The 26,532-nt window shown below is 48.2% G+C and carries 25 protein-coding genes; 14 read left to right on the plus strand and 11 right to left on the minus strand.

Annotation, left to right across the window (positions count from 1 at the left end):
• The first annotated feature begins 161 nt into the window (after window positions 1-161).
• The 4 genes from kbl to PV783_RS02265 all read left to right on the plus strand — a co-directional run bounded on the left by kbl (window position 162) and on the right by PV783_RS02265 (window position 4,301).
• On the plus strand, window positions 162-1,349 hold the full coding sequence (kbl, locus tag PV783_RS02250; RefSeq protein ID WP_079471318.1) for a glycine C-acetyltransferase: 1,188 nt from the start codon (window positions 162-164) through the stop codon (window positions 1,347-1,349).
• A 169-nt stretch (window positions 1,350-1,518) separates the two neighbouring features.
• Window positions 1,519-2,328 (plus strand): class D beta-lactamase, encoded by an 810-nt coding sequence (gene blaOXA, locus PV783_RS02255; RefSeq protein WP_420986995.1) that lies wholly within the window; start codon window positions 1,519-1,521, stop codon window positions 2,326-2,328.
• Window positions 2,329-2,476: 148 nt separating this feature from the next.
• Window positions 2,477-3,496 carry a VWA domain-containing protein gene (locus tag PV783_RS02260; protein WP_079471319.1) on the plus strand — a complete coding sequence of 340 codons (1,020 nt, stop codon included), beginning with the start codon at window positions 2,477-2,479 and terminating at the stop codon, window positions 3,494-3,496.
• Between the two features lie 10 nt (window positions 3,497-3,506).
• Window positions 3,507-4,301 carry a tetratricopeptide repeat protein gene (locus tag PV783_RS02265; RefSeq protein WP_336388878.1) on the plus strand — a complete coding sequence of 265 codons (795 nt, stop codon included), beginning with the start codon at window positions 3,507-3,509 and terminating at the stop codon, window positions 4,299-4,301.
• Between the two features lie 542 nt (window positions 4,302-4,843).
• On the opposite strand, the gene PV783_RS02270 is transcribed toward PV783_RS02265, so the two are convergent.
• From PV783_RS02270 to PV783_RS02285, 4 genes are all read right to left on the minus strand, one after another.
• On the minus strand, window positions 4,844-5,968 hold the full coding sequence (locus PV783_RS02270; protein WP_310274337.1) for an efflux RND transporter periplasmic adaptor subunit: 1,125 nt from the start codon (window positions 5,966-5,968) through the stop codon (window positions 4,844-4,846).
• Window positions 5,969-6,008: 40 nt separating this feature from the next.
• A complete protein-coding gene (locus PV783_RS02275; RefSeq protein ID WP_420986996.1) occupies window positions 6,009-9,251 on the minus strand; it encodes an efflux RND transporter permease subunit in 3,243 nt (1,080 codons plus the stop codon).
• 36 nt (window positions 9,252-9,287) lie between these two features.
• Complete coding sequence (locus PV783_RS02280) at window positions 9,288-10,703, minus strand: TolC family protein (protein ID WP_079471322.1); 1,416 nt, start codon at window positions 10,701-10,703, stop codon at window positions 9,288-9,290.
• Between the two features lie 102 nt (window positions 10,704-10,805).
• Window positions 10,806-11,669, minus strand: a complete 864-nt coding sequence (locus PV783_RS02285; protein WP_420986997.1) for a helix-turn-helix domain-containing protein — start codon at window positions 11,667-11,669, stop codon at window positions 10,806-10,808.
• Window positions 11,670-11,812: 143 nt separating this feature from the next.
• Between PV783_RS02285 and ispG the strand changes: the two genes are divergently transcribed.
• The 6 genes from ispG (at window position 11,813) to PV783_RS02315 (ending at window position 17,657) form a co-directional block, all read left to right on the plus strand.
• Window positions 11,813-13,774, plus strand: coding sequence for a (E)-4-hydroxy-3-methylbut-2-enyl-diphosphate synthase (gene ispG / locus PV783_RS02290; RefSeq protein WP_420986998.1), 1,962 nt, complete (start codon window positions 11,813-11,815; stop codon window positions 13,772-13,774).
• 81 nt (window positions 13,775-13,855) lie between these two features.
• Window positions 13,856-14,158, plus strand: a complete 303-nt coding sequence (locus PV783_RS02295) for a hypothetical protein (protein WP_079471325.1) — start codon at window positions 13,856-13,858, stop codon at window positions 14,156-14,158.
• Between the two features lie 215 nt (window positions 14,159-14,373).
• A complete protein-coding gene (locus PV783_RS02300; protein WP_420986999.1) occupies window positions 14,374-15,372 on the plus strand; it encodes a c-type cytochrome in 999 nt (332 codons plus the stop codon).
• 21 nt (window positions 15,373-15,393) lie between these two features.
• Window positions 15,394-15,813 (plus strand): DsrE family protein, encoded by a 420-nt coding sequence (locus tag PV783_RS02305; protein ID WP_420987000.1) that lies wholly within the window; start codon window positions 15,394-15,396, stop codon window positions 15,811-15,813.
• Between the two features lie 10 nt (window positions 15,814-15,823).
• Window positions 15,824-16,741, plus strand: coding sequence for a molybdate ABC transporter substrate-binding protein (locus PV783_RS02310; protein ID WP_420987001.1), 918 nt, complete (start codon window positions 15,824-15,826; stop codon window positions 16,739-16,741).
• A 22-nt stretch (window positions 16,742-16,763) separates the two neighbouring features.
• Window positions 16,764-17,657 carry a LysR substrate-binding domain-containing protein gene (locus tag PV783_RS02315; protein WP_079471328.1) on the plus strand — a complete coding sequence of 298 codons (894 nt, stop codon included), beginning with the start codon at window positions 16,764-16,766 and terminating at the stop codon, window positions 17,655-17,657.
• A gap of 16 nt (window positions 17,658-17,673) precedes the next feature.
• Here the strand turns inward: PV783_RS02315 and PV783_RS02320 are convergent, their stop codons facing one another.
• From PV783_RS02320 to PV783_RS02345, 6 genes are all read right to left on the minus strand, one after another.
• Window positions 17,674-18,180 (minus strand): GNAT family N-acetyltransferase, encoded by a 507-nt coding sequence (locus PV783_RS02320; RefSeq protein ID WP_111577292.1) that lies wholly within the window; start codon window positions 18,178-18,180, stop codon window positions 17,674-17,676.
• Between the two features lie 28 nt (window positions 18,181-18,208).
• Complete coding sequence (locus PV783_RS02325; RefSeq protein WP_420987002.1) at window positions 18,209-18,958, minus strand: metal-dependent hydrolase; 750 nt, start codon at window positions 18,956-18,958, stop codon at window positions 18,209-18,211.
• 110 nt (window positions 18,959-19,068) lie between these two features.
• Window positions 19,069-19,560 (minus strand): lipocalin family protein, encoded by a 492-nt coding sequence (locus tag PV783_RS02330; protein ID WP_079471331.1) that lies wholly within the window; start codon window positions 19,558-19,560, stop codon window positions 19,069-19,071.
• Window positions 19,561-19,689: 129 nt separating this feature from the next.
• Complete coding sequence (locus PV783_RS02335; protein WP_336387573.1) at window positions 19,690-20,181, minus strand: hypothetical protein; 492 nt, start codon at window positions 20,179-20,181, stop codon at window positions 19,690-19,692.
• A gap of 131 nt (window positions 20,182-20,312) precedes the next feature.
• Complete coding sequence (locus PV783_RS02340) at window positions 20,313-20,786, minus strand: hypothetical protein (RefSeq protein WP_079471333.1); 474 nt, start codon at window positions 20,784-20,786, stop codon at window positions 20,313-20,315.
• Window positions 20,777-21,277: an RNA polymerase sigma factor gene (locus tag PV783_RS02345; protein ID WP_420987003.1), complete on the minus strand. Its 501-nt coding sequence runs from the start codon at window positions 21,275-21,277 to the stop codon at window positions 20,777-20,779. The genes PV783_RS02340 and PV783_RS02345 overlap by 10 nt, the downstream gene beginning before the upstream one ends.
• A gap of 317 nt (window positions 21,278-21,594) precedes the next feature.
• Between PV783_RS02345 and PV783_RS02350 the strand changes: the two genes are divergently transcribed.
• Genes PV783_RS02350 through PV783_RS02360 form a run of 3 tightly spaced genes read left to right on the plus strand, consistent with a single transcriptional unit; the run spans window position 21,595 to window position 24,458 of the window.
• Window positions 21,595-22,866: an acetyl-CoA hydrolase/transferase family protein gene (locus PV783_RS02350; RefSeq protein WP_420987004.1), complete on the plus strand. Its 1,272-nt coding sequence runs from the start codon at window positions 21,595-21,597 to the stop codon at window positions 22,864-22,866.
• Between the two features lie 52 nt (window positions 22,867-22,918).
• Window positions 22,919-23,890, plus strand: a complete 972-nt coding sequence (locus PV783_RS02355) for a lipid A-modifier LpxR family protein (protein WP_420987005.1) — start codon at window positions 22,919-22,921, stop codon at window positions 23,888-23,890.
• Between the two features lie 25 nt (window positions 23,891-23,915).
• On the plus strand, window positions 23,916-24,458 hold the full coding sequence (locus PV783_RS02360) for a hypothetical protein (RefSeq protein WP_420987006.1): 543 nt from the start codon (window positions 23,916-23,918) through the stop codon (window positions 24,456-24,458).
• On the opposite strand, the gene PV783_RS02365 is transcribed toward PV783_RS02360, so the two are convergent.
• Window positions 24,445-24,921: an SRPBCC family protein gene (locus PV783_RS02365; protein ID WP_336387577.1), complete on the minus strand. Its 477-nt coding sequence runs from the start codon at window positions 24,919-24,921 to the stop codon at window positions 24,445-24,447. The two genes, PV783_RS02360 and PV783_RS02365, sit on opposite strands and share 14 nt — an antisense overlap.
• A 106-nt stretch (window positions 24,922-25,027) precedes the next feature.
• Between PV783_RS02365 and PV783_RS02370 the strand changes: the two genes are divergently transcribed.
• Complete coding sequence (locus tag PV783_RS02370; RefSeq protein WP_079471338.1) at window positions 25,028-26,485, plus strand: Ig-like domain-containing protein; 1,458 nt, start codon at window positions 25,028-25,030, stop codon at window positions 26,483-26,485.
• The last annotated feature ends 47 nt before the right edge of the window (window positions 26,486-26,532 follow it).

Genomic DNA, 26,532 nt, shown 5'->3' on the forward strand with positions numbered 1-26,532 from the left:
ATTAATAATCATGATAGTACTATGACGGAGGGCGGCGGGCAAATGTTACACCTGGGTCAAACTTTTTGCATATCCGGCCGTTACTGATTTACGCGATAAATAATCGTAATACATTTATTGCCCATAACTTTGGTAGATCCACTTTAAATATTGCAATTTTTATGAATGAGAAGTTTATAACCCGTTTACGGGAGGAACTCGGCGATATCAATAAAGCCGGCCTGTACAAGAGAGAGCGCATTATTACATCTGAGCAGGGGGCTGAAATACAGGTGGGTGGCGAAACAGTACTTAATTTTTGTGCTAATAACTACCTGGGCCTGTCGTCTCATCCTGCAGTGGTGAAAGCTGCCAAAGATGCAATTGATACCCACGGCTATGGCATGAGCAGTGTTCGCTTTATCTGCGGCACACAGGATATTCACCGGGAACTGGAAGAAAAGATCTCCAAATTCCTGGGTACAGAAGATACTATTTTATACGTAGCGGCCTTTGACGCCAATGGTGGCGTATTTGAGCCCTTGTTCAATGAACAGGACGCCATCATTTCTGATGCCCTGAACCACGCCTCCATTATCGATGGCGTTCGTCTCTGCAAGGCACAGCGCTTCCGCTACGAACATAACAATATGGCCGACCTGGAGGCAAAACTGCAGGAAGCCAAAGACTGCCGCAGCCGGATCATTGTTACAGACGGCTCATTCAGCATGGATGGCACCATTGCCCAGCTGGATAAGATCTGCGACCTGGCCGATAAATACAACGCCATCGTAATGTCCGACGAAAGCCATTCCTCCGGATTCCTGGGCAAAACCGGTCGCGGTACCCATGAATACCGTGGCGTAATGGGCCGCGTAGATATCATCACCGGCACCCTCGGCAAAGCACTGGGCGGCGCCTCCGGCGGATTCACCAGCGGACCAAAAGAAGTGATCGACATCCTGCGCCAGCGCAGCCGTCCTTACCTGTTTTCCAACTCCGTAGCACCCAGCATCGTAGGCGCTTCCATCGCTGTACTGGATATGCTGAGTGAAACCACCACCCTGCGCGACAAGCTGGAATACAATACCAAATACTTCCGCAGCAAAATGACGGAAGCCGGATTTGACATCAAACCGGGCGACCACCCGATTGTTCCGGTAATGCTTTATGATGCGGTATTGAGCGCCCAATTTGCCGATAAACTGCTCCAGGAAGGCATCTACGTAATCGGGTTCTTCTTCCCGGTAGTACCGAAAGGCCAGGCCCGCATCCGCGTACAGCTGAGCGCAGGCCACGAACAGGAACACCTCGACAGGGCCATTGCCGCCTTTACCAAAGTAGGTAAGGAACTGGGCGTGATTAAATAAGATTTGCTACCGTACCCGGTGCATAAAGACTGAGTATGATTAAATAAGACTGCGGGTTAGTGGGGAGATAGACGCCGGAATAATCACGGTTGCTATCTCCCTGCTAACCCGTAATCGTTTTTCTTACGCCGTAATTCTTACTTTTGCACCTCATAACTACTCAATCATTATGCAGATGAAACGATTTGGCTGGATGTTGCTGGCGGTTGGCCTGTTCCTCGCTGCCTGCGCACCGAATAATGTAAAAGAAGAACAAGACTGGGAAAAGTATTTTGCCGAATACAAAGTAGAAGGCACTTTCATGTTATTCAACAACAGCCAGGGCGTCTTTAAAGTATATAACCTCGACAGGGCCAAGAAACGCTTTCAGCCTGCATCTACCTTCAAAATATTCAACTCCCTCGTGGGCCTGCATACCGGCGTCATTAAAGATACCAGCATGGTAATCCGCTGGGACAGCGTAACCCGCCAGTTCCCTGCATGGAACCAGGACCTCAGCATGGCCCAGGCATTTAAACAGTCGGCAGTACCTTACTTCCAGGAAGTAGCGCGCCGTATCGGTCAGCCAACCATGCAACTGTGGCTCGATTCCATTAAGTATGGCAATATGAAAATCAGCCGCCTGGATACCTTCTGGCTGGATAATTCCCTGCTCATTTCCCCGGATGAGGAACTGGGCTTTGTAAAGAAACTTTACTTCGACCAGCTGCCTTTTGCCAAAACAACCATGAAAACCGTACGGGACGTAATGCTCATGGAAAAAACACCGAAGTATGAGCTGTCTTACAAAACAGGATGGGACTATAACGATGTAAAAAAATTAGGATGGGTAGTAGGATGGATTGAAGAAAACAGGCACCCTACTTTTTTTGTGCTGAATATTGAAACAGAAGATCCTAAAGTAGATATTCCTAAAGTACGCATGGCCATCCTGAGAAGCATCCTTACAGATGCCGGTTACTTTAAAGGCGAAATGTAGTAATTCACCTTTTCCGGCTACGCCAACTCTCCGGGATCGTTAAAAAAACGATAAAACCCCACCCCTACGGCTTGCAATACGTGACAAAAAAATTATTTTTGATATCTTACCTGGTTTACTACCGGTAACGGATATCTTAAAATCGAATATGTTACGCTTTCAGCATAGTGAATATTTATGGGCACTGGTGCTCCTGTTGGTTTTACAGGTGGCCTTCCTGGGCGTGTCCTGGTGGAAACGCCGCTCTATACGCCGCATCGGGGACAAGGCACTGGTAGAAAAACTCTTTACCGGCTACTCCCGCAAGCTGTTTATATTAAAGTTCCTGCTTATTTTCCTGGCCTTCTTCTTTGGCGTAGTGGGATTGGCCAACCTGCAGAAAGGCAGCCGCATGGAAAAGATCACCCGTAAAGGCGTGGATGTGATGATAGCGCTGGATGTAAGTAAAAGTATGCTGGCTACCGATGTGCAGCCGGACCGTCTTACCCGCGCCCGGCAGCTGATCAGTAAACTGATGGACAAGCTGGATAATGATCGCGTGGGCCTCGTGGTATTTGCCGGTAACGCTTACCTGCAAATGCCCCTCACCGTTGACTATTCTGCCGCCAAAATGTACCTCAGCACCGTATCCCCGGATATGATCCCAACACAGGGTACCGCCATTGGACAGGCAATACAGGTATCTGACGATGCTTTCAACAAAAAAGAACGTAAACATAAAGCCCTCATCATTATTTCCGATGGAGAAGATCACGATGAAACCGCGATCCAGCGTACCAAGGCCGCTTTTGAAAACGGCGCCGTTACCAACACCATCGGTATCGGTTCAGTAGCAGGTTCTCCCCTGCCCGACCCCGAAACCGGTAGCTATAAAAAAGACAGGGAAGGCAATACTGTTATTTCCAAACTGAATGAAGCAGAGTTGAGAAGCATTGCCGCCGCGGGTAAAGGCATTTATCAGCACCTGGATAACAACACAGACGATGTAGTGAATACCCTCGTAAGTAAAATAGATGGCATGGAGCAGAAAGAATTTGGAGAGAACGTATTCACAGATTATAACAGCTATTTTCAGTATTTCCTGGGCGTATGCCTGGCACTGCTGCTGATTGAATTTTTTATTCCTGAAGTCCGCCACAAGCGCACTCCTGAATCACCAGCAGTTTAATTCATTACTCATGAAAATCATTTTTATAAAATACTGTTTCCTTATTGCTGCAGTGATGCTCGTGAGCCTTACCGGATTCGCGCAGAACGGCTCCAATAAGTATATCCGCAAAGGCAACGAACTGTATAAAAAACAACAATACACCGATGCGGAAGCCAATTACAAAAAAGCACTGGAACAAAATGCCCAATCTGCCGAAGGCAGTTATAACCTCGGCAATTCCCTCTATCAGCAAAAACGTTACGACGACGCACGCGCGCAATATGCCAACAGCCTGAAACTGGGCGGTAAACCAGCCATCAAATCAGACGCAGATTATAATATCGGTAACACCTTCATGGAAGGCAAAAAATGGGAAGAAAGTATCAAATCCTACAAACAGGCATTGAAAATCAATCCCTCCGATGAAGATGCCCGGTATAACCTCGCCTATGCCCAGGCCATGCTGAAAAAACAACAGCAAGGCGGCGGTGGTAATGACAAAAAAGATAACAAAGACAAGGACAAGAATAAAGACAAGAACAAAAACGATCAGAATAAAGACAAAAATAAAGATCAGAACAAAGACCAGCAGGATAAAGACAAGGATCAAAACAAAGACCAGAACAAGGATCAACAGAATAAAGACCAGGACAAAGGCGACAAAGACAAGCAGGATCAGCAGAAGCCTGAACCTCAACCCAGCAAGATGAGCAAGCAGGAAGCCGAACGCCTGTTACAGGCTTTATCACAGGAAGAAAAGAAGCTACAGGACAAAGCAAAGAAAGTAAAAGGCCAGATAGTACCAAAAGAAAAAGACTGGTAGTATTTTCATCCTCCACATATCACACATCCCAAAGCAGGCTCATCCCGCTTTGGGATGTTTTATTTAGGGGGCCTGAGGAGACATAGTGCATGGGGAGTGCATGGGGAGTGCATTAATAGTGCATGAGGAGTGCATGCTAACTGTATGGATAGTGCATGGATGATCCATGATATACGCAGGTCCGAAGTATTGGAGAAGCATCCGGGAAGTAACACCGGCATTACCGGGAATATATCTTAATCATCTCCCTAAAAAATAAAAAACCGGAATAGGAATATTCCGGCCGTTTTACCTAAACCTACAATTGCTACGCGGCGTAACAATTCTCTTTCGTGTTTTAAAGCAACAGCGCCCCCTGTACGGAAGCGCTGTATTGCCTGATTCATCAGGGAAGTATGTTTGCCTGCTACCCGTCACTCTTTACCTTGCCGAATACAGTTCGTTAAATGATTCTTCTGTTCGTTGATTCTTCTGCTTTTCTGATGATTCCTGATCCAGTTGATTCCTTTTCCTGCAAACACCTTCCCACCTTTAAACACACATTATTTTGCCACCGCTGTTAACGGCGTTCCTTCTTTTATTTCATCACTGCCGTTCTGCACCAGCTGGTCGTTGTCGGATAAATCACCGAATACTTCCACCTGCCCGTTGGATTCATTCCCGCATTTCACCGGGATCCACACCGCTTTATTGTTCACGGCCTTGATCACAAATACTTTCTCTGAATTGCTGATGATGGCGGATTTAGGCACGATGTACACATCTTTTTTACCTGGCATCGGCATCTGTACTTCTGCATACATACCCGGAAGCAGGCGGGCTGTTTTGTTGGCCACATCCATTTCCAGTATTTCAGAACGCAGCTTCACATCCAGGCTACCGGCAATACGGTTCACCTTCGCGGTGAAAGTATCTCCCGGCAGGGATTTCACGGTAAAGCGCACATTGCTGGCATGATGCGCATCATCAGTATAAATTTCAGGTACAGCCACGGATAAACGCAGTTTCTGTTGTTCTTCCAAACGGAACAACGGCTTATCGGAGCCCTTACCCGCAGGGCCTACATAAGTGCCCGGATGCACATTACGCTGGCTGATCACGCCGCTGAACGGCGCGCGGATCACCAGGTAGCCCAGCATTTGCTGTACTTCATGGTAAGAAGAACGGGAGGATAACAACTCTGCGCTATCGGCGCTCATTTTCTCAAACGCCATATCCAGGTCGTTGGGAGAAATGGTACCGGGTACTTTACTGGTTTTAAGCAAACGTTCGTAAGTAGCGCGGCTGGCGCGGAACATGGCTTCCTTTGTATGAAGCCTGGATTGCGCTTCCAGCAGTTGTGTATTCATTTCCGGCGCATCCAGTGTAGCCAGCACCTGGCCGGCAGTTACCTGGCTGCCCAGGTCTACATTCACATTTTTCACATAGCTGTTCACCTTTGCATAGAGATCGGCAAACTGAAACGGCTTTATTTCTCCGGGTAATTTCAGGGAAGCATCCAACTGGCTTTTCTGCAGGTGAATAATTTTCACCTGAACGCGCCCGTCTTCTTTTTCATTTTCATCGTCTGCCCGGGAACTGTGGCAGGCGGTGAAAAACAAACCGATGGGCAATAATGCAGCAGCCGCCATGACCCGATACGACAGGCTGTATTTATTTATATTCATGATATTGATATGTCGTTTAGTCATTATAGTTATACTTGAATTAAACACGCGCCGCCCCCGGAACATAATACTGGCTGTTTTCATCTTCAGGGTCCAGTGACACGGATTTCACGGTCGACTTTTGCTGTACCCAGGCGAAGATCAACGGTAAAATAAACAGGGAAGCAAAAGTGCTGGCTATCAACCCACCAATTACTGCACGCCCCAGTGGCGCCGTTTGATCGCCCGCTTCACCCAGCCCCGATGCCATCGGGATCATACCTGCCACCATGGCGATGCTCGTCATCAGGATAGGACGCAAACGGATAGAAGTACCTTCCAGTGCGGATCTGCGGGAATCATGATTTTCCAGCCGCAGCTTCTCTGCATTGGTGATCAGCAGGATCGCATTGGCTACCGATACGCCCACCGACATAATGATCCCCATATACGATTGCAGGTTGAGCGTGGATCCGGTAATGAGCAACATAATCAGCGATCCCGCCAGCACCGCAGGAATAGTAGACACAACTACCAGCGCTACTTTGAACGACTGGAAATTGGCCGCCAGCAACAACAGGATCACGATAATGGCTACCAGCAATCCTGACTGTAAGCTATCCAGCGTTTCATTCAGCAGGTTCATCAAACCACGCTTCTCTACAGTAATTCCACGCGGCGGTTCACCTGCACGTTTGATAGCTGCTGCCACCGCGGCGGAAGCGTTACCAAGATCTTTCTTATGGATATTGGCGCCGATGGATACAATCCTCACTGCACCAATACGGTCATACTCTCCTACCACGGTATCCGGCTGTAACGTAGCCACATCCCCCAGCGAAGGCCGCGTATTGTTTTTACTGATGGGAATTGCGGCCATATCGTTGATGCTCGACATTTCATTTTCCGGCACAGAGATCTGTACAAAATAAGACGTGGCATTCTTCTCGTCCAGCCAGTTGTTCTTCTCTGTAAAACGGCTGGAGGAAGTGGAAGCCGTAAGAGATTTAGCAATATCTGTAATGCTTACGCCCAGCTGCCCGGCCCTTTCCCGGTCGATGTTTACACGGATAGCCGGGTAATCCATCGGCTGATTGATCTGCACATCACGCAGGTAAGGAATCTTCTTCATTTCTGCCAATACCTTTTTCGCATAGGGCACACTTTCTTTCAGGTTTTTACCCATGATGGCAATTTCAATCGGCGTGGAAGCGCCCTGGCTCATTACCTTATCGGTAAGATCTATCGGCTCAAAGCTCATCTTTACTTCCGGCATTTGTTCGTGGATCCGCTTACGCAGCTTCTCTTTGAACTCGTCCATATTGATTTTAAAATCTTCTTTCATATTCACCTGCAACACGGCTTCATTAGGCGTAGCCATAAACAGGTAAATGGGGTTGGTAGAATAGGACGATGGATGAGTACCGATGAAGGAAGAAGTGATGTCGATGTTTTTGGCGCCGACTACTTCCTTCAGAATTTCCGTCGATTTAATAAGCATGGTTTCCGTCCGTTCGAGGCGTGTTCCTGTGGGCTCTTTCAGCCTTAACTGGAACTGGCCGTTATTCAGTTTAGGCAAAATATCACGGCCAATAATGCTCATACACAGTGCTACTATACCAATTACCCCAATAAAGTAAGCGCCAATCACCAGTTTCCGTCTTTTCAGCAGCGTTTCCAGCCAGCCGATAAAGCGCAGCTTAAAGCGATCGAAGCCGAAAATAGTTTTGGCGTGTTGTTTTTCATCTGCAATTTCTGTTTCAATATACCCGGCTGTTTTATGTGCATCGTTGCTATGCACATGCGGGTGGCCATGATGCTTGAATTTGTTGGCGTCCAGCATCCAGTTGGCGAGGATAGGCACCAGCGTTTGCGACAGCAGGTAAGACGCAATCATGGAAAAACCAATAGCCAGCGACAGCGGCATAAACATCGCACGGGGCACGCCTTTCATGGTGAAGGAAGGCGCAAACACCGCGAGGATACACAACAGGATCAGGAGTTTCGGGAAAGCAATTTCCTGGCACGCATGCCAGATCGCCTGTGCTTTTGGTTTACCCATTTCCAGGTGCTGGTGGATATTTTCAATGGTTACTGTTGATTCATCTACCAGGATACCGATGGCCAGCGCCAGGCCGCTCAGCGTCATGATGTTGATGGTTTGCCCGAACAGTTTCAGCAACATCACTCCAATGATAATAGATACCGGGATGGTGATGATCACAATATACGCGCTGCGCCGGTCGCCGAGGAACAGCAACACCATCAACGCGGTAAGTACAGCGCCTATCACGCCTTCACTGATAAGGCTTTTCACGGCATTGATCACATATACGCTCTGGTCAAACACAAAAGAAATCTTTACATCTTCCGGTAATAATTTCTGGATATTGGGTAATGCTGCTTTCAGGTTATTTACTACCGTCCAGGTGGAAGCATCTGCTGTTTTTATTATAGGGAGATATACAGAGCGTTTTCCATTAATCACTGCATAGCTACTGGTTACGTCTGCCGCATCTTCTACCTTCGCCACATCTCTCACAAATACGGTAGGGCCATCTCCCATTACCAGCGGAATGTTTTCAAATTCCTTCACAGTGCGTATCACGGTGTTGGCGGGTGTGAGATAGGTGATATCGCCGATACGCACGTTACCGGCCGGTGATATCTGGTTGTTATCTTTGATGGCGGCTACAACCTGGTCGGCCGAAAGATGGTGACTGCGCATCAGTTCAGGATCTACATGGATCACAATGGTGCGGGAGTTCCCGCCAAAAGGCGCCGGTGAAGTAAGACCGGCAATACGGCTGAACGATGGTCGTACAATGGTCATCGCCAGATCCTGCAATTCGTTGTTGGTGCGCGTGGGACTGCTCAGTGCCAGCTGGCCGATCGGTAAAGTAGATGCGTCGAAGCGGATAATAAAAGGAGGCTGCGTACCAGACGGCATCGAGGAAAATGCACGGTTGGCCATTGCTGTTACCTCAGCCGCGGCCTGCGCCATGTTTGTCCCTTCGTAAAAAGAGATCTTGATCATGGTAAGACCCTGGATATTTTTGGCCTCAATATCTTTTACACCTGTTACATACAGGAAGAGGTTCTGGTAGTTGGTGGCAATAAAGCCTTCCATCTGCTGCGGCGACATACCGCCATAAGGCTGTGATACGTATATAGCCGGCAAGTTAAGATCCGGGAAGATATCTATTTTAATATCCCGCGTTGCTTGAATACCAAAAAACAATAGTCCCATCACTACTACAATGATAGCTATCGGTTTTTGTAATGCGGTTCTGATCAGGTTCATACAATTATATTCAGGAAGTGAATGTCTTCCGGTTAATTACAGTTGATTCAAAAACAGTTGCAGATCCCCTACGGTAGCGGACTTATACAGTATCGCCTGCCACACGCCATTATAGGCAATATCCCGGTCTGTTTCCGCGCGGTTAATGTTATACAGCGCCTGAGCCAGGTCGGCGATATTAGACAACCCGTTTTCATACAACGTACTTTTCTGCAGGAAGGCGTCGCTGGCGGCTTTCAGGCCGGTGGGCGCTTCCCGGTATTTCTTCACTGCATTGTCTATCTGTTGTTCCGACAGCTGCAGCTGATGTTGCAAGCGGCTGTAGGTTTGATTGTATTCATTCTTCAATCCTTCAGTAGTATAGTGCTGACGCGCTACCTGTGAGTGCGTGCGCCACAGGTCAGTAACCGTCCAGGAAAGATTGAGGCCCACGAGATAATTGGATACCTGCGGTTTCACACCCGACCAGTATGCCTGGCTGTAGTGGCTGAGGTTAGCAGCGCTGTAGTCGTAGTCAAAACCGGAACCGCGCGTTTGCATCACGCCCATAAAAGACAGGCGGGGCATCGCGTTTTTGCTGATCAGCTTTTGATTGGCATCGCTTAATGTTACGCGGGAACTGAACAATTTTAGCAGCGGCTGATTTTTCAGTGATACAGAATCCTGTGCAGATACGGTTTCCAGCAGCTGGTTGGGTATTTTAGTAACAAAGGTGGTGTCCAGTGTAAAGTCCTGCGGTGGTACGTCCATCATTTCCGCCAGTTTATTGCTCTGTGCATTTTCGTAGTTCACCGCGTCTACCAGTGTGAGTTTTGCTTTGGATACTTCTGCGTTGGCGATGGAGCTGTCTACCCCGGCACTGAGTCCGTTCAATGCGCGGGAAACGATAATATGCTGCAGGTCCTGCGCGCGTTTCAGGTTGGACTCCATAGAACCCCGCAGGCGCTGTGCAGCCAGGAGGTTCAGATAAGCGCCGGCGATGCGTACCTGTTGTTCAAACTTTTCCTGTTCCAGGTCGGCCTGGTTGGTGTACAATTGTTCTTTCGCGGCCTGTACTTTTGCGTGCTGGCGGCCAAAGGTTACTACGTCCCAGCTGATATTAGCCAGGTACAATCCGCCGAAGGCGGCATTCCAGTTTTGTGATGGCAGAACGGGTCCGGAAGCACCGGTAGTCCAGCCTTTGTACCCCCACATAGGTCCATTTTCACCATTCACGGTACCATAACTATTTTGAGCGGCAAGGTTCAGATCAGGTAAGTATTCTCTTTTTACTGCGCTGATATTTGCGGTAGCTGCTTTAGCATAGTTTTCTTTTGCCTTGATGGACTGGTAATTTTTCAATCCTGTTTGTAGTGCTTCCTGTAAGGTGAGCGGGCGGGTTTGACCCATCACGGCCGCCGAACAGCAGCCTGCTGCAATAACCAGCAGGCAAAGCGGTTTCCAGATGTTCATATATTAATCTATAGCGTCTGATAAAAGCCGGCTGATGCGGGCTATGCAAATATAGACAGGGGTAAGCGGCAGGTGTTAGGACAATTCAGCTATTGACTTGTACTATTTGAACATCATGTCCCGGAAATCCTGGGGAGAGATGCCGGTATTATTCTTAAAAAAACGGCTAAAGTAAGCAGGGTCCTCGAATCCAAGCTCATAGCAGATCTCCTTGACACTTTTGTGACTGAACGCCAGGTTTCGTTTCGATTCGAGTATAATCCGGTCGTGTAATAATTCGGTAACGGTACGGCCGGTGGTTTCTTTGGTGATTTCGTTCAGTCTTTTAGGAGTGAGGGCAAAGGCGCCCGCATAAAAGGCTGCCTGGTGTTCTGTGCGGTAATGCTGTTCCAGCAGTCGTCGCAGCTGTACTACACGGCCATCGTGAGCCAGCGGCATCATGGTTTCCGCGGCATTGCGTTTCTTTTCCCGTTCTATCAGCAACAGGAAGGCATTCAGGTAATGTTTCACAATGCCCCGGCTGCAGGCAGGCGCGCAGGATTTCTCCCTGCTCATCAGTTGTATCAATCCCAGGAGAGACTCCGAGGTATGGCCGCTGGTACTGATGGGGCCGTATCCGTGCCAGTTATCGAAAAGCGAAGTAAAATCGTAGAGGGTTTCCTTATCGTGTTTATTAGTAAAGTAAAATTGCTCTGTGAAATACAGAAAATACCCTTCCCGCTCACAATCCAGCTGATGTACCTGTCCGGGACGAAGCAGGAAAATCATATCATCTTCCACATCATACCACACAAAATCCACCATGTGCCTGCCTTTCCCTTTGGTAATCCATATAATCTGAAAATGATCATGACGGTGCGGCTGATCGGTTAGTTCATTGCGGAACATGCCCAGGGAAGCTACATTAAACTGCCCGGAAAAGGGCAATTGCTGGTAAGGTATATCTATGCTTTTATTCAGTAACATAAAGTGGGTCAAAAATAAAGCTTTATCCCCTATTTAGATAGCCCTGCGCCCGCCGTTCGTGGAATTTAATGTAGCTTTAAGTTGCGGTTCAATAATACCACAGGTTTACTAACTTTGCTTCCGCAGGAAAACAAAAACTACGTATGCAGCTTTATTGCAACTCTCTGACAGAATACAAACGACTGGCCACTCTGGAAGTAAAGGTGGGAGATCTTATCATCGGAAATTTTAACCCGGTCCGCATTCAAACCATGACCACCACCGATACCCTGGATACCGCTGCTACCGTGGCGCAAACCATCCGTTGTATTGAAGCCGGTGCTGAACTGGTACGCATCACCGCCCCCAGTAAAAAGGAGGCCGATAACCTGCTGGTCATTAAAAACGAATTACGTAAACAGGGTTATACCACTCCCCTCGTTGCAGATATCCATTTTACGCCCAATGCAGCCGAAATAGCGGCCCGCATCGTGGAAAAAGTACGGGTAAACCCGGGGAATTATGTAGATAAAAAGAAATTTGAACAAATAGACTATACCGACAGCGAATACCTGGAAGAAATAGACCGCATCCGCGAACGCTTTTCCCCGCTGGTAAAAATCTGTAAAGAGTATGGCACCGCCATGCGCATAGGTACCAACCATGGCTCCCTCAGCGACCGTATCATGAGCCGCTATGGCGATACGCCCATGGGTATGGTGGAAAGTGCGATGGAGTTTTTACGTATTGCCGAAGACCTGCAATACCGCAATATAGTGCTAAGCATGAAAGCCAGTAACCCACAGGTAATGGTACAGGCATACCGCCTGCTGGTACAAACCATGGAACAGGAACTGGGCCACTGCTACCCACTGCACCTGGGCGTTACAGAAGCCGGCGACGGAGAAGATGGCCGTATTAAATCTGCCATCGGCATCGGCGCCCTCCTGGAAGATGGCGTAGGTGATACCATCCGCGTTTCCCTCACAGAAGATCCTGAATTTGAACTCCCGGTTTGTAAGGATATTGTGAAAAGATATACTAACCGTAACGACTATACGGCTATTCCGCCGGTAACCACTATCCCCTATTCTCCCTTTGAATACAAACGCCGCGAAAGCGCGCCTGTGGAGAATATCGGCGAAAAGCAGGTACCAGTGGTAGTGGCAGATTTCAGCGACAACAACAGCTTACAGCCCGCCGATCTGAATGCCATCGGTTATACTTACGATGAGCCCAGCGATAAATGGAATATCGGGGATGCCGCAGCAGATTATATCTACACCGGCAAACAATTGCCTGCCTTTGGTCTTCCCGGCACACTGCGCGTTGTAATAGATGCAGAATACTGGCAGAGCATAGCCGACAAACAGGAACTGGTACCTTACTTTGATGCCCGCCACTATGTAACGGCCTGCGAACAAAATGAAACCGGCCGGATCAACTTTGTACAATTCGACTGCAATCACCTGGATACGGAACATCATGAACAACTGCTGCTGCAACTGGCTAACCCGGCTACAGCAGCCAGCACCGTACTGGTGGCCACGGCTTCCGGCAGCAATGCGATGGCGGCTATCAGGCGCCTGTTCATCTTACTGCTCAACAAAAATATTACAGTACCTGTCGTTATCCATAGTATCAGTAATCAGCCTTCGGCAGATGAACACCTGATCCACCATGCCACGGAAGCCGGCGCACTGTTGCTCGATGGCTTCGGCGATGGATTATGGCTAAGTAACCAGCCCACGCAGCCCGGTCAGCATGCCACGCTGAACAACATTTCCTTTGGCATCCTGCAGGCTACGCGTACCCGTATCTCCAAAACAGAATATATCTCCTGCCCGTCGTGCGGCCGCACCCTGTTCGATCTCCAGGAAACCACCGCCCGCATCCGCGCTGTTACCCATCACCTGAAAGGCGTGAAAATTGCCATCATGGGTTGTATTGTAAACGGCCCCGGCGAAATGGCCGACGCCGACTTTGGCTATGTGGGCAGCGGCGTAGGCAAAATTACGCTCTACCGCGGTAAGGAAATTGTGAAACGTGGCCTCAACAGCGATGTTGCCGTAAACGAACTGATAAACCTGATCCGTGAAAATGGTATGTGGGTGGAAAAAAACTGATTATTAAATCTGGCTTAAAAACAGCGACAGCGGATACAGCAATGCCGGAAAAAGCTTAATTTTTCGTAAAACATATTTGATATGAAAAAGTTCCTCACCGGATTGTTGGCCATGTTTATGGGTTTAACCGTAGCAATGGCTCAAACACCCGCCACCGCTAAAAAAGAAGCAAAACCAAAAACAGAAAAGAAAGCAGAAAAAGCAACACCCGCTACTCCTGCTACTCCCGCTGCCACTACTAAAACAAAGAAAGACGGCACACCGGATAAACGCTATAAAGAAAACAAAACAGCCGCAGCTCCTGCAGGACCAACTAAAAAAGACGGAACGCCTGATATGCGCTACAAATCAAACAACAAAAGCGCAGGTAAGAAAAAAGCATAACCGCTACCTGTTACTGGATAATAATTTTAGGCAACCCCGTACAAGTCAATACTGTACGGGGTTTTCTTTTTCCGTTATATTTTTCTACATTTATCGTTTTACTTTTTTTATATAGATGTCAATAACGATTGGTTATCACTGATAGTTATTAGTTATTTGACTTCGCTCTGGTGGCCTGTTACTTTTGTAGCGTAATCCACCAACCTGTAATTTTAATGGAAACCAATAAAATCCAACGTTATAAGCGGATCCTTTCCGGGCTATTTGCGTGCCTGTTGATGTTAATACTGCTGGCAGGCTTTGAAACATTTTATCTCTGGACACGCTACCTGTTCCCGGCTGCGGCGCCTATGCCTGCATTGCAGGCCGCCCCTGTAAAAGGCTGGCAGCCTCCAGCTGTAACCACATTGCCTTCCGGTGAAAAAGCCGCCGCCATTGTTTACGGACAAACACTGATCCGCGAAACGGCGCGATACCTCGGTCCAAAAGGAAGCGTGCTGCAGATCACCAATGGTATGAACTGCCAGAACTGTCACCTGCAGGCAGGTACCAAACCCTTTGGCAATAACTATAGTTTTACTGCGGCATCGTACCCTAAATTCAGGGCCAGATCCAACAGCTCGGAAACGCTGAACAAACGCATCAGTGATTGCTTTGAACGCAGTTTAAACGGCGTGGCGCCAGATAGCAACAGCAAAGAAATGACGGCCATAAAATCTTATATAGAATGGCTGGGCAGTGAAGTACCGCCGCATGAAAGGCCCGATGGCAGCGGCCTCCGGAAGCCGGCCTTTTTATCGCGCGCTGCCGATCCACAGAAAGGCGCGCACATATATACACAACAATGTAAAAGCTGCCACGGCGCCAATGGCGAAGGCGTAAAGGATGCCGACAGCATTGCATTTATTTATCCTCCGCTATGGGGCCCGCAAAGCTACAACGATGCCGCCGGGCTTTACCGCCTCTCTAACTTTGCCGGCTATGTGAAAAATAACATGCCTTTCGGCGTGGATTATAACACGCCCGTTCTTTCCGATGAAGAAGCCTGGGATGTAGCCGCATTCATCAACTCACAACCCCGGCCACATAAAGATCAGTCGGCCGACTGGCAGGATCTTAAAAAGAAACCCATCGACTTTCCTTTTGGTCCCTATGCAGATGCTTTTTCCGCAGAACAACATAAATACGGACCTTTTAAACCCATGCAACATTAACCGTCATCAAAAACGTACACCATGAAAAAAATAACACTCCTGCTCTGTCTTTTCACCCTGCTAAGCGCCCAATATGCCATGAGCCAGCGTAAACCCAGATACAGGGCTGTTTACCAGCTAAACAGCGACGATGATAAAGTGATCCGCAATACCCTCCGCAATATCAAAAATGCGCTGGAAGATCCGCGGCTGCAAAACCAGGTAATCATTGAACTGGTGGCCCACGGCGGCGGTGTAACGGCTTACAGAAAGGATCATCCCTATGAATCCCTGCTACAGGAACTGCAATCAAAAGGCGTGCTGCTGGTAGAATGCGAAAACACCCTGCGGGAAAGGAAAATCTCCAAAGAAGAATTATTTCCCTTCATTCAATATACTCCCAGCGGTAATGGTGAACTGATTATAAAACAGGCAGAAGGCTGGAGTTACATACACCCATAAACCAACCATCATGAAACAATTTATCACTACGCTGATAGTAACACTACTATCAGTACAGGTTTTGCATGCCCAGGACCACCGCTTCGACCCTCCCTGGAATACGCCACCATCCGGCGGTGTAGCCTTTACGGTACCTGGCATCGACAATGTACCCGACCTTTATGGCGACATTATAGATCCGCAGCTGGTCATCTTCTTTGCAGGTAACCAGTTTATGGTGATCGATTCCCTGATCACTGATTTTAAAAAGACATATCCGCAATATCAACGCGTATTTGCGGAAACATTACCACCAGGTATCCTGGCGCAGCAAATCATCACCGGGTCGCTGGTATTGGGTAATCTTCGTATAGCCGTAACGCCCGATATCTATACCGCCGGGAAGGGCCGTATAGATCAGTTGCGGGATAGCTTCTCCCTGGTAAAAAACTACGCAGGAAATACCCTCGCCATCATGGTGCAACGGGATAATCCAAAAAACATCCGTGGACTGGCAGATCTCGGGCGCAAAGATGTGCAGGTAAGTATGCCCAACCCCGCCTGGGAAGGCATTGGCAAACGCATAGAAGAAGCTTATGCAAAGGCCGGCGGCATCGCTTTACAACAAGCCATCATGAAAGAAAAAGCAGCAAAAGGCAGTACTTATCTTACTAAAATACATCACCGGGAAACACCGCTGCGCATTCTCCGGCAACAGTCGGATGCAGGTCCTGTGTGGTTTACAGAAGCATACTACCAGCAAATGATCCATCACCCGGTGAGTGTGGTGAATATTCCTGAAAAGGAAAACATCAAAGCGTCTTACTGGGCCGGTATATTGAAAAGCGCACCACATCCGCAGGCGGCCAGGGATTTCATGGACTTCCTCATGGGTCCCGCCGGACAAGGTATTTATAAACACTTCGGCTTTACGCCGCCTGAGTTGTAAGGTATTTTTGTATTTTTAGTGCATGTTCGATTTCAGACTCAAAGTATTTCACACTGTCGCCAAGCGTCTCAGCTTCACCAAAGCTGCAGAGGAATTATATATTTCACAACCGGCTGTTACCAAACATATACATGAACTGGAGCAACAGCTGGGCATGGCGTTGTTTGAAAGGATCGGGAATAAAATAAAACTTACCCGCACGGGAGTGCTGGTGATGCATCATGCAGAAATTATTTTTACCGATTACCGCAACCTGGAGTATGATGTAAATCAGCTGAAACACATGCAGGGCGGACTGTTGCCCATAGGCGCCAGCACTACTATTGCGCAATACCTGATCCCACCGCTGCTGGCGAAATTCAACCAGCGGTACCCCGATGTAAAAACATCGCTCACCAGCGGAAATACCGAGCAGATAGAACAGGCATTATTTGAAAAAAGCATTCAGCTGGGTATCATTGAAGGCAGTTCCAAAAATCCTTTGCTGAAATATGTGGAGTTTGCAAAAGATGAAATTGTGCTGGTGGGCAATATGAAGCATCAGTATGGCAATGGCGAACCGCTTAGCGCCGCCGATCTTAAAACCATTCCCCTGCTGATGAGGGAACACGGTTCCGGCACGCTGGAAGTGATTACCGAGGAGCTGAAACGCCTGAAATTAAAAATCACCGATCTGAACGTGGCCATGTATATGGGCAGTACAGAAAGCATCAAATCATACCTGCACCATTCGCCCTGTGCAGCCTTTATTTCTTCACAGGCCGTGCAGCGCGAACTGGAGCTGGGAGAGTTCAGAATATTACCGGTAAAGAATTTCAAACTGGTAAGAAAACTTCACTTCACTTACCTGCAGGGCTTACAGGATAAGCTTTGCCAGCTTTTCATCCGTTTTGCAAAACAGAACATGGTGGAATAACGATAACGTATCTACGCTATTTATTCAGGAGCTGCCAGTGCAGCATCTCCCCGGGCGATTTCACTTCCTCCATACCCAGGTGCTGCAGCACCTTCATGGAAGCGGTGTTGGTAACATCGCACTCGGCGATCAGCTTTTTCACATGTGGCTGCCGGAAAGCCCATTCCACCAGTGCGGTAGCGGCTTCGCGCATATACCCTTTTTTGCGCCAGGAAGGCAGCAGGGTATAGCCTATTTCTATCACACCGTTTTTATCGGGGCGTCCTTTAAAGCCGATATCGCCGATCACGGTTCCTTCTTCTTTATTTACAATGATCCAGAGCATCCAGGGAAACGACCGGGGATCATGCTGGAGCAATTCAATAAAATGTGGCAATTGTTCTTTCAGGTCTGGTTGCGGCCAGTTTTCCGGGATGTTTGCCTGCAGCGTTTCGCGGGCATGCGGATGTTCCAGGAATATCTGCGTAAGCAGTGGCAAACGGCAGGGATATATGAACAGTCGGTTGGTATTCAGGGGTAACATATGTCGGGATTTATGGCATATTCGTTCACTAATGATGGCTGGCCTTCACAATAGCGGTATCCAGTATTTCGCCAGGCTTCAGTACATGAATCTGTAAGCGGTCCAGGTCTTCCGTCAGCGCGCGCAGCCGCTCAGGCGTACCCGTGAGCGTAGGCATTGTTCCGTAATGACAGGGGATCAGGTGTTTTACTTTCAGCAAACGCGCAGCAAATGCGGCTTCCAGTGGTCCCATTGTAAAACGGTCGCCGATAGGCAAAATGGCGATATCCGGCTCATATATCTCACCAATCAGTTCCATATCACCAAATACAGACGTATCTCCGGAATAATATACAGAGATGTCGTCGCTCATCCAAACAATGAAACCATTGGTGGCGTGCGGGTAGCCGATTTTACCGTCCGGCAGGGGGATATGCGCAAAATGAAAGGCATTGGTCATGGTTACTTTTACATCCATTACAGACAGGGTGCCACCGGCATTGAGCGGTTCAAACGCATGATCCGGCACGCCCTGTTCCTGCAAATAAAACCTCACTATCGGGTTGGCAATCACTTTGGGCGACCTGGTGCGGATAATGTCCACCATTTTACTGTCGAGGTGATCACGGTGTCCGTGTGTAATAAGGATGAGGTCTATCTTATCCGGAATCGCTAAACCGGGAGGCAGTGCAGGATTATTCGTATACCAGGGATCTATTAATATCACGTGACCTTCGGGGGTGGTAATCCTGAAGCTTGCATGCGCCAGGAACTGAATCTGTGACTGTTGCGTGCTCATAGTAATGGTGCTTGGTGATCTAAATATACATCTTTTGGAAAAAAGACAGCGGAGACCAAAGAACATGATCTCCGCTGCATTTAATAAGCTAACACTATGAGCGATAGCGGTTATTTACGTTGCAGGGTGTATATAATGGCTGCACTTTTATTCTCGAAGCTGATGTTTGCTCTCCAGGTCATAACACTACCGGCGCCGGTGATTTCCATGCGGTAACCTTCGGTTACATTCTTTGCTTTATCGCCACTGTACAGCTTTTTGAAGCCGAACATGCTTACGCCGCCACTTTTGGTCAGCGACCAGGCAATGTTCTGGGTAACAGCGCTGCAACCATTTTCTGTAGAGGTGAGCGTGTAGGAACCCATCGCATAATTATCCGGCAGGATCCACTGGCTGCCGATAAAGCACTTGGCGTTGGCTTCATCAAATACAGTTACTTTGGCGTTTTCAGGAATTCCTTCGTATTTAATATCAGTTAAAACCCAGTTACCTTTTACGGCGCCTTTATTAATGTCTTGGGTGACACCTTGTTTTGGGGAGCAGGAAGATGCAAAAACGGCAACTATCGCCATTAGTAACGCTGCAAATGAAAATTTTCTCATGGGAAATTAGTTTGTGTGTTTAAATGCCAATGTATTCAACACGCAGCTATCAAATAAGGTTTTATAACAGCCGGAATACAGGGGCAATTTCAGCATTTGCAATAAACGTACCAAATGAAAGATGCCCGTTTAACGGGTTACAGGGGCCGGATAGGTTGCAGGCGGCACTTTGAGCTTAAACAGGATATCTTCCAGCATCTGGGCGCGGTGGTAGAAATGCCAGGTACTGGCCGCCAGCGACATGGCCAGTACGGCGAGGGCAATAAAAGCGCAACGCCACCATACGCTTACAGTGATCCGGCGGTTCCAGAAAGAGTCGAGGGGGATATATGTATGATGAAAATTCGTATGCTCATAGGGGTTATAACCGCCCCGTGGACGGTCTTCCCAATCCTTATCCGGTTTAATCCGCTGCAAAACGGCATTTTTTATTTTTACCGGTGGCAGGGAACCTTCTTCCATCAGTTTGTCTTCTATCCGTAGTTCTGCGGCAGTAAATTCCAGGTCCAGCAACGGGTAAATCCGGCGCAGGTGCAGCAGCTCGTCTTCCTGTTCAGGAGAGGCGAGCCCCAACAAATAACGCTCAATAATGCCGCTTTCTATATAGTTACTGATGTTCAAACTGCCCGTTTAAATTAACCAAGGATATAAAATATAAATAATAAATACTATATCTATAGATACGTTAACCCACTTCTGGTGGATTCTCAAAATGGTAAAATCTTTAAAATAACGACAATCCGGATAGAAAATTATAACAAGGGGTTTTGTGTTTGTTCCTGCCGGATCATCTGGTGCAGGTTGTCGCTACGTTGTTGTTCCTGCGACATACGGTACTTGAGGTAGTAAAAAATGGCCAGGAAAAGAAAAACCTTGGACATAATGAAGAAGATAATAAAGAAGATCTTCCACCAGCGGTGAACTGTGATGTGATCACCATCTTTCGGCTGGATGTTGATAAACGTATAATTGGAAGAAGGATCTGAATAGGCATGTCCATCTTCCCACCTGATTTTCTGCAGCACCCGGTCGCGTATTTCCGCGGGCGGCATGGCGGGCTCATCAAACGCGGCGCTTTCCAGGCGGCGTTCAACGTATTCGACTTCCGTATCCAGTTCCGGATACAGCCTTCTCATGTGCTGCAGCTCTTCCACTTCTTCTTCAGAAGCCAGGCCCAGCACGAAGGACTCGATAATACCGCTTTCTATGTAAAATTTTAGTTCCAAGTCTTTTTTAAGAATTGTCTGAAAGACTTCATCGCTTCTTTCAGGGTGTCATTTATCTGCCCCTCCGGCAAAGCCAGTAAGCGGGCTATCGTTGTGATTGATAATCCTTTAAAATAACTAAGCCGGAACACCTGTTGTTGATCGGCTGGCAGCATCAGGTAAAATTGCTGCAATAAGCCATCTTCCTGCTTCATCAGCTCCGTACCGGATAACGCGGTCTCCGGCAGGGCCTCCTTGATGGCGAATTCTCTCGCTTTACGTAGTAACCAGGTAAACAAAATACGATGACCCGAGGTCCGGAATGTTCCAATGTTTTGGAATGACCAGAGAAATACCTTTACTATCACTTCATTTGCACGCTCTTTCACCGGCACAAGCTGCAATACAATGTTATAAAGAGCCCCGGCGTAACGGTCGTATAACAACTCTTTTGCCGCAGGATCTCCAATTATTAACTGCTCAATGAGCCTCTGCTCACTTATATTTGCCAAATCTCGCCGCAAAGAAGTTGTGTACCAGGTTTAGAATGCTAATATATAGAAATAAAACAGGGTGTAGGTCATAACACCTATATGAATTTATCAACATGCCTAGCTAAAATGGATAACTATGGCCATGAACCCGGCTGGTATAGCCGGTATTCCTATAATTCAGTGTATCCTTCACCGTTATTTAACCTCCTGGCTCCAACAATTTCCCATCCGGGTTGTTGAAATTTATCAGCACTGAGAAGTATTAAAAATACAACATGATAACGCTCATAGTTATTCTTTTTGCCGCACGATAATTTTGGAGAAAATATCACCGCATGTCTTACACATCCATTACAGCAGCTGCACAGCTGATCCAGTCCGGCCATACCGTATTTATCCATACCGCGGCAGCCACTCCGCGGGAGCTTGTCAACGCCATGACCGCCCGCAGCCATGAACTGAAAAAGGTGCGGCTGGTAAGCATCCATACCGAATGGGAAGCGCCCTATGCCTCCCCTGAACACGCGCACGCATTTGAAATAGACGCCTTCTTTGTAGGCAAAAATATCCGGCAGGCGGTAAATGAAGGCCGGGCCAACTACGTTCCCATGTTCCTCAGCGAAATACCCAGGTATTTCCGTACCTGCGAACAACCGATAGACGTGGCGCTCATCTCTGTTTCCCCGCCGGATAAAAACGGCTACTGCACCCTGGGCGTATCCTGCGATGTTTCCAAAGCCGCCGTGGATACCGCTAAAATTATCATCGCGGAAGTAAACCCACGCATGCCCCGCGTACTGGGCGATGGCGTTATTCATATTTCCAGGATAAACGCTGCCGTGGAAGTAGATTACCCTATTTATGCCCAAACCATCCGGCCATCCACCCACGTAGAACTGGCAATAGGCCGCAACGTGGCCTCCCTTATTGATGACCGCGCCACCTTGCAGATGGGCATCGGCGGTATTCCAAACGCCGTTTTGCAATGCCTCTCCAATCACAAAGATCTCGGCATCCACACCGAAATGTTTTCCGATGGCATCATCGACCTCGTGGAAAGAGGCGTAATCACCGGCAAATACAAAGCCGTACACCCCGGCCTGCTCATCTCCAGCTTCGCCATCGGGAGCCAGCGGCTGTACGACTTTATGGATACCAATCTCATTATGCGGCTCATGGATGTGGAATACGTGAATAATCCCACCACCATCCGCAAAAATCCAAGGGTAACTGCCATCAACAGCGCCATAGAAATTGATATCTTCGGACAGGTATGTGCCGACTCAATCGGGTTCAGACAATACAGCGGCGTAGGCGGACAAATGGATTTCATGCGTGGCGCAGCCCTCTCCGAAGGAGGCAAACCCATTATTGCCATTCCCTCTACTACCTCTAAAGGTGTTTCCCGCATCGTATCGCAGCTGCAACCCGGCGCCAGCGTAGTTACCACCCGGGCGCACGTGCATTATGTGGTCACGGAATACGGCATCGCCCATCTGCGTGGGAAAAACCTGCGGCAAAGGGCACAGGCCCTCATCGATATTGCTCATCCGGATCACCGGGAAGCACTGGAAAAAAAAGCATTTGAGATATTCAGGGTATTCTGATATTAATGCCAATTTTATGAAGGGATTTCTTCCGGTCATACTGCTTTGTATCATGGCAATAACCGCGTCCGCGCAAATCACGCAGGACGCCACCAAACAATTAAGGATATACGAAGACGACGACTACTTTAATGTGTGGGGACGGGGAACAGACCGTGGCTACAGCAACGGCAGCAGCATAGGTTATCTCTACATGAAAAAAAAGAAATCAGTATTCCTCGATAAATGGATACTTCCCGCAGCAGGCAGGAACGCTGTTAATGTATTTGAGTGGAGTGCCATGCAGGTCATGATCACCCCTAACCAGATTGCAGATACCAGCTTTAACCCAAAGGACTTTTATTATGCCGGCGCATTGTATGCCACCCACGGGCTCACCTCTTACAACCCCGAAAAAAAGTACAGCTTCCATTCGGAATTTGTATTCGGCGTGCTGGGCCCGTGGGCGTTTGCCAAAGAAACCCAAACCTTCTTCCATAAACTTATCGGTTACCAGCCACCCAGGGGGTGGGAATACCAGGTGCCCAATGCACCGCTGATCAACTATAGTTTCACCTATGAAAAAATGTTGTGGAGCCCTGTTGATTACCTCGAAATTATTGGCAGCGCCAATGCTAAACTGGGTACCATGACTACCGCCGTAAGTGCCCTCACCTATATCCGGGCAGGACTTTTCAATCCTTACTTCGGCAACCGCAGTTTACCGGTGGCCGTCAAAAAAAGATTTCAGCTGTATGCTATGGCCAGGCCACAATTTACTTTTACAGGATATAATGCGCTGCTGCAGGGCGGTATTTTTAAGTCGAGGGATACCAATTTTGAAGATTTATCCAACTACCAGCAAACGCGGATGCGGCACTTCAGCATTGGCATGGATTACGGCATCGGGATTGTTATTAACCGCGCCACCATCAGCTATACACAGAAAACCCGCACCGAATGGATGAGCGGTACCGGGAAACATTCCGTGGGCAATATTACCCTCCTCATCCCGATCTCCCGTAAAACTATTCCCGGCGATTAATGTTATCTATCAAAACATATTTCCCATGCATGTTAAACTGATAGTACTTGCTGTTTGTATAATGGCCACTGTTTCCTGTGCCAACAGCGGTACAAAAACGGAGAGCGACAGCACTGCCGCCGGCAGTGATACCACGCTGAACGTAGCGCCCAATCCCAACAGCCAGCTTGAAGTAAAACCCATTTCCGGCTATTTCCTGAAAAACACGATTACGGTGAATGACAGTCTTACCTTCTGGCTCATTGATAACCAGGCATCGTTCGACAGCCTGTTTGGAATGGCTAAAACCATGAACAATACCATCGATAAGCCCGACTTTGGCACGCAGATCGTAGTGGCCGCCACTATGCCGCCGACTTTTTATGGTACGCAGATTCAACTGGAATCCGCTACGTCAGATAATGCAAACAACAACGCCTCGCTGCATTTTGTGGCTACTTCCAATCCCAGCAGAGGCAGCGCCAGCACCGTTCCGCTATGGCTGGGTGCCGTTCCCAAAACCGGCAAAAGCACCTTCCAGCTTTACACCGGCGATCATTTAACAAAAACCATCACTACTCAGCAGTAGGCCGGCCAAATATTTTTTCAACGGCCTGAAACCGGTATGCAAACAGGGCTTCCAACTGTTTCTTTACAAACAACCGGTGAGCCAGTTTACCGAGCCAACCAAAAGGCAGCCGGTAATGAACCAGGTCCGTCATTTTTACGCCGCCGGGTACTGCCTGGAAATGATGTTCATGGTGCCAGATGCTGTAGGGGCCTACCCGTTGCTCATCTACAAAATAATCCAGGTATGCTACATGGGTGATTTCTGTCATCCATTCCAGCGGAATGCCCGCTACCGGTGATACAAAATAGGTGATAATCTGTCCGGGGTACACCTGCCCTGTGTAGGGCGGGGAAGTAACGGTGAACCGCATAGTGGGAGGCGTAATATGCGCCAGGTTATTGGGGTTGGAAAAATAGTTCCAAACCTCCTCCGGTGGGGCCGGGATCACCTGGGTATGTTGCATGAAATAAATACTTGCCATATATAAGATTAAGGAAAAAATATGGTTCTGGTCATTAGCAGCTGCCAAATTCGTATTTCTTTGAAATGAGTTCGTAAGTTTGTGCCTGATTAATCCGATCAGGTACATGAATCAATATATCAGGGGCTGGGTTTTCTGGCTGATGTTTATACTCGTTTCCATTTCATTTACGCGATGCGCCAACATTGTGCCACCCAGCGGCGGACCGAGGGACAGTGTGCCTCCCGTATTGCTGCAGGCTAACCCCAGGGATTCCACCCTTCACTTCAACAGCAAAAAAGTGACGTTCATCTTTGATGAATATGTGGAACTGGATAATGTGAACGATAAGCTGATTGTATCGCCAACGCTGAAACGCACGCCAATTGTCACGGCCAAGCTGCACACGGTAACCCTTGAAATAAAGGATACCCTGAAACCAAATACCACCTATACTTTCAATTTCGCGGACGCTATCCGGGATATCAACGAACGTAATATTTCGGCTGATTTCCAGTATGTGGTGTCCACCGGCGACTATCTCGACAGCCTCCAGGTGTCTGGTCACCTGATAGATGCGGAAAACGGCCGGGTAGACAGTAACGTGGCTGTTATGCTGTACCGCGATCTGACCGACTCCATTGTGTCGAAGGAAAAACCGGTGTATTACGCTAAAACCAAAGGGGATGGCTCGTTCCGCTTTAAGAACATTGCACCCGGCTCGTATAAAATTTTCGCCCTGAAAGAAGAAGACCGTGATCTGCAGTATAGTCAGCCTACGGAAATGATCGCCTTCGTGGAAGCGCCGATTGTGTTAACAGAAAGCAACCTGGCCGATGTGAACCTGCTGTTGTTTATGGAAGCAGATAGTACCATCAAGCCACCACCGGAACCTGTTGATTCTTCTATGCTTGAACAGGAAGAGGAAGAAAAGAAAAAGAAGAAGCTGCCGAAACTAACCGCTACTCCTACGCTTGATGGAGGAATGCAGGAATTGCCGGCGCCGCTGAAGATTACATTTTCGCTGCCACTGAGGAACCTGGACAGCGCCAGAACCATTCTTGGGGAAGACAGCGCCTACACGCCGGTTACCTTTACCAGCACAATGGATTCTACCCGTACCCAGTTAACAATTGGCTATACCTGGAAAGAAGGCACTCCATACCGGTTCATTATTCCTAAAGATGCGCCTACCGATACTGCGGGGCAGCAACTGGCCAGGCCGGATACCCTTAATTTCCGGACCAAAAAGGTAGCAGATTACGCCATTTTCACGGTTACAGAACTCAATATCAGCGATAGTACAAAAAGTGCCATCAATGATTCTGCCATGCACTATGTAGTGCAGCTGGTACAGGATAAAACCATTAAATATTCCGGCACTGTTGTAAACGGCAAGTGGAGCCAGCGGTTTATTACACCCGGCGAATACGACATCCGCGTGTTGCTCGATACCAATGGTAATGGCAAATGGGACCGTGGTAGCTACTATACCAAGCCTAAAAGGCAACCGGAGCGGGTAATCAATATTGAAAAAGTAAACCTGAAGGCGTACTGGACGGTACCCAAAAAGATAAGCATCTAAATAATCGTTGCGGAGGGAACAGTGCTGCTCCCTCCGCTCCAATATTC

It is taken from the genome of Chitinophaga sp. CC14 (assembly GCF_048957795.1).
Lineage (GTDB): Bacteria > Bacteroidota > Bacteroidia > Chitinophagales > Chitinophagaceae > Chitinophaga > Chitinophaga ginsengisegetis.

Bases quoted from the DNA above. Each gene is read 5' to 3' on its own strand.
- kbl (WP_079471318.1), top strand. From the start codon at position 162: ATGAATGAGAAGTTTATAACCCGTTTACGGGAGGAACTCGGCGATATC.
- blaOXA (WP_420986995.1), top strand. From the start codon at position 1,519: ATGCAGATGAAACGATTTGGCTGGATGTTGCTGGCGGTTGGCCTGTTC.
- PV783_RS02260 (WP_079471319.1), top strand. From the start codon at position 2,477: ATGTTACGCTTTCAGCATAGTGAATATTTATGGGCACTGGTGCTCCTG.
- PV783_RS02265 (WP_336388878.1), top strand. From the start codon at position 3,507: ATGAAAATCATTTTTATAAAATACTGTTTCCTTATTGCTGCAGTGATG.
- PV783_RS02270 (WP_310274337.1), bottom strand. From the start codon at position 5,968: ATGAATATAAATAAATACAGCCTGTCGTATCGGGTCATGGCGGCTGCT.
- PV783_RS02275 (WP_420986996.1), bottom strand. From the start codon at position 9,251: ATGAACCTGATCAGAACCGCATTACAAAAACCGATAGCTATCATTGTA.
- PV783_RS02280 (WP_079471322.1), bottom strand. From the start codon at position 10,703: ATGAACATCTGGAAACCGCTTTGCCTGCTGGTTATTGCAGCAGGCTGC.
- PV783_RS02285 (WP_420986997.1), bottom strand. From the start codon at position 11,669: ATGTTACTGAATAAAAGCATAGATATACCTTACCAGCAATTGCCCTTT.
- ispG (WP_420986998.1), top strand. From the start codon at position 11,813: ATGCAGCTTTATTGCAACTCTCTGACAGAATACAAACGACTGGCCACT.
- PV783_RS02295 (WP_079471325.1), top strand. From the start codon at position 13,856: ATGAAAAAGTTCCTCACCGGATTGTTGGCCATGTTTATGGGTTTAACC.
- PV783_RS02300 (WP_420986999.1), top strand. From the start codon at position 14,374: ATGGAAACCAATAAAATCCAACGTTATAAGCGGATCCTTTCCGGGCTA.
- PV783_RS02305 (WP_420987000.1), top strand. From the start codon at position 15,394: ATGAAAAAAATAACACTCCTGCTCTGTCTTTTCACCCTGCTAAGCGCC.
- PV783_RS02310 (WP_420987001.1), top strand. From the start codon at position 15,824: ATGAAACAATTTATCACTACGCTGATAGTAACACTACTATCAGTACAG.
- PV783_RS02315 (WP_079471328.1), top strand. From the start codon at position 16,764: ATGTTCGATTTCAGACTCAAAGTATTTCACACTGTCGCCAAGCGTCTC.
- PV783_RS02320 (WP_111577292.1), bottom strand. From the start codon at position 18,180: ATGTTACCCCTGAATACCAACCGACTGTTCATATATCCCTGCCGTTTG.
- PV783_RS02325 (WP_420987002.1), bottom strand. From the start codon at position 18,958: ATGAGCACGCAACAGTCACAGATTCAGTTCCTGGCGCATGCAAGCTTC.
- PV783_RS02330 (WP_079471331.1), bottom strand. From the start codon at position 19,560: ATGAGAAAATTTTCATTTGCAGCGTTACTAATGGCGATAGTTGCCGTT.
- PV783_RS02350 (WP_420987004.1), top strand. From the start codon at position 21,595: ATGTCTTACACATCCATTACAGCAGCTGCACAGCTGATCCAGTCCGGC.
- PV783_RS02355 (WP_420987005.1), top strand. From the start codon at position 22,919: ATGGCAATAACCGCGTCCGCGCAAATCACGCAGGACGCCACCAAACAA.
- PV783_RS02360 (WP_420987006.1), top strand. From the start codon at position 23,916: ATGCATGTTAAACTGATAGTACTTGCTGTTTGTATAATGGCCACTGTT.
- PV783_RS02365 (WP_336387577.1), bottom strand. From the start codon at position 24,921: ATGGCAAGTATTTATTTCATGCAACATACCCAGGTGATCCCGGCCCCA.
- PV783_RS02370 (WP_079471338.1), top strand. From the start codon at position 25,028: ATGAATCAATATATCAGGGGCTGGGTTTTCTGGCTGATGTTTATACTC.